This is a genomic window from Micromonospora sp. DT53, assembly GCF_049841535.1.
Classification (GTDB): Bacteria; Actinomycetota; Actinomycetes; order Mycobacteriales; family Micromonosporaceae; genus Micromonospora.
In genome coordinates, this window is sequence record NZ_JBNCKM010000004.1 from 72488 (window position 1) to 74698 (window position 2211).

At 72.2% G+C, this 2211-nt stretch carries 2 protein-coding genes; one reads left to right on the forward strand and one right to left on the reverse strand.

Annotation, left to right across the window (positions count from 1 at the left end; translation table 11 throughout):
* Positions 1 to 271: 271 nt before the first annotated feature.
* The gene (locus ACLQ3B_RS14525; protein WP_425781009.1) at positions 272 to 1555 is read right to left on the reverse strand and encodes an MFS transporter; all 1284 of its coding nucleotides are present in this window, start codon (positions 1553 to 1555) and stop codon (positions 272 to 274) included.
* Positions 1556 to 1705: 150 nt separating this feature from the next.
* Between ACLQ3B_RS14525 and ACLQ3B_RS14530 the strand changes: the two genes are divergently transcribed.
* Positions 1706 to 2179 carry a hypothetical protein gene (locus tag ACLQ3B_RS14530; RefSeq protein ID WP_425781011.1) on the forward strand — a complete coding sequence of 158 codons (474 nt, stop codon included), beginning with the start codon at positions 1706 to 1708 and terminating at the stop codon, positions 2177 to 2179.
* The last annotated feature ends 32 nt before the right edge of the window (positions 2180 to 2211 follow it).

Sequence of the window (2211 nt, forward strand, 5' to 3'; positions counted from 1 at the left end):
CGGGGTGCCGGGGTGCCGGGGTGCCGGGGTGCCGGGGTGCCGGGGTGCCGGGGTGCCGGGGTGCCGGGGTGCCGGGGTGCCGGGGGTGCCGGGGCGCCGGGGCGCCGGGGGTGCGAGGGCGATGGGGGCGCGGGGTGTCTCGAACGGCGTGGCGTGGACGTGCGTCAGGCCGAGTCGGGGCCGGGCGCCGAGGCGACGGACGAACGGCGAGGTGGTGGCTTGTGAGACGCGGGGCGTGGGTATGTCACGGTCCCGCGCGGGGTGTTCGAGGTCAGGCGGGGGCGGGCGCGGGGGTGCGGGACGCCGGGGCGGTCGTCGCCAGGCCGTCCTGCTCGGTGGTGAGTAGCCGGCGCAGGGAGAGCGCGACAAGTGAGGCGACCAGGCAGCCGCCGACCACGGTCGCGACCCAGACCATGCCGTTGGCGGCGGCGAGGAGCGGACCGGCGGTCACCGGGCCGATCACACCGCTGACGCCGAAGATCATCGAACTCATCGCGTTGTACCGGCCGCGTAGCTCGTCGGTGGCCAGCGCGTTGGTCAGCGCGGGCATCACCGGGGACAGCATCGTCTCGCCGAAGCCGAAGATCGCCGAGCAGAGCACCACGCACAGGGCGGCCAGCACGGCGTTCTCACCGCTGACCAGGCCGGCCGCGCCGAGGACCAGCCAGGCTGCGGCGAACACCGCTCCCACCACGGCCAACGCCCGGGTGCGGCTGCGCCCTTCGATCCGGCGGATCACCAGCAGTTGCGCGAGCACGATCATCACGGTGTTGGCCGCGAGCGCCCAGGCCACGACCCGGGGGTTCACCTCGGCCACCCGCACCGCGTACGCGGCGAAGCCCACCTCCACCTGCGCGTACCCGCAGGTGGTGAGGATCAGCCCGAAGATCACCAGCCGCCGGAACGGGCGGTCACGGAGCACCGTCAGGTAGCCGCCGGGCGATGGCTCGTCGACGCCTCGGCGTTTGCCGAGTCGGTGGCCCACGCCGGGCAGGGTGAGCAGGATCAACGCTGGCATCAGGTAGGTCACCGCGTCCAGCAGGTAGATCGTGTGGAAGGTGCCGGGCCGGGCGGTGTCGACGATCGCGCCGGAGGTCATGCCACCGATGCCGATGCCGAGGTTGAGCAGGGCGAAGTTCAACCCGAAGACGCGTTGCCGCTCATCGTCGTCGGTCAACGACGCGAGGATGGTGTTCTGCCCGGACCAGATCGCCGAGCTGCCGATGGCGATCACCGTCATCACCAGCAGGGCCGAGCCGGTCGAGTGGACCAGCGCCAACGAACCGGTGCCGATGGCCTCGATCAGCAGACAGGGCACCACCACCCGGCGGGCGCCGATCCGGTCGATCAGTGTCCCGCCCAGCGGTGAGAGGGCCAGGGTGACCACGCCGTACCAGCCGATGACGAGCCCGGCCCGGGTGTCGGTGAGCCCGCGTACGTCGGTCAGGTAGATGAACAGGAACGGCAGGGTCAGACCCCGCCCGATCGCCGACAGCAGAGTGCCGAGGAGGATCCGGCGAGCTTCCGAACGGCGGGGCAGGGCACGACGCAGCATGCCGGCATTCTGTTCGCTGGGTCTGACGCCGCGCGAACCGTTTTGGCCACGTCTAGCGGTGATCCTGGCCGCCGGGTGACCAATCCCACGTTGATCCACTCGCCTTGATCGCGGTCGGTTGGTGTCCGCCGGGTCTGCGATGCTGGCTCGATGACCGGCACCTGGCGACATCTGCCCGCTACCGCCCGCGCCATCGCGGTGACCGCAACGACGGCCGTCGCCGCTGCCCAGGCCCGCGACGGTCAGGCGTACGACGAGGCGGTCGACGGTCTCGCCGCGGACGAGCGTTCCGGTTTGGTGCTCGGCGCGGTGGTCCGGCTGCTGCTGGAGGAGAGCCATCCGGACGGGTTGACCGGCGACGACATCCGCCAGGTGTTGACCCGCTGCGTGCAGGAGTCGACGCGGTGGCGTTCCGACGTCGACCCGCACGTGGTGCTCGTCCTGCTGGCCGGCGCACTGGGGGTGTACGACCCCGACGGCGACGAGTCAACGCCGGACGCGTCGGCGCTCGCCCGACACGCCCCGCTGCTGGTGGCCGACCTGTTGGCGGCGACCAGCGTGCCGCTGGACGACTACCTGGCCGCCGCGTTCGCGGAGATCGAGCGCACCGAGCGGCAGGACTGAGATCGGCGCGCGCGGAGCGGTAGGGCTGAGGT

Coding starts and splice junctions, on each gene's coding strand:
- ACLQ3B_RS14530 (WP_425781011.1), top strand. CDS start 1,706: ATGACCGGCACCTGGCGACATCTGCCCGCTACCGCCCGCGCCATCGCG.
- ACLQ3B_RS14525 (WP_425781009.1), bottom strand. CDS start 1,555: ATGCTGCGTCGTGCCCTGCCCCGCCGTTCGGAAGCTCGCCGGATCCTC.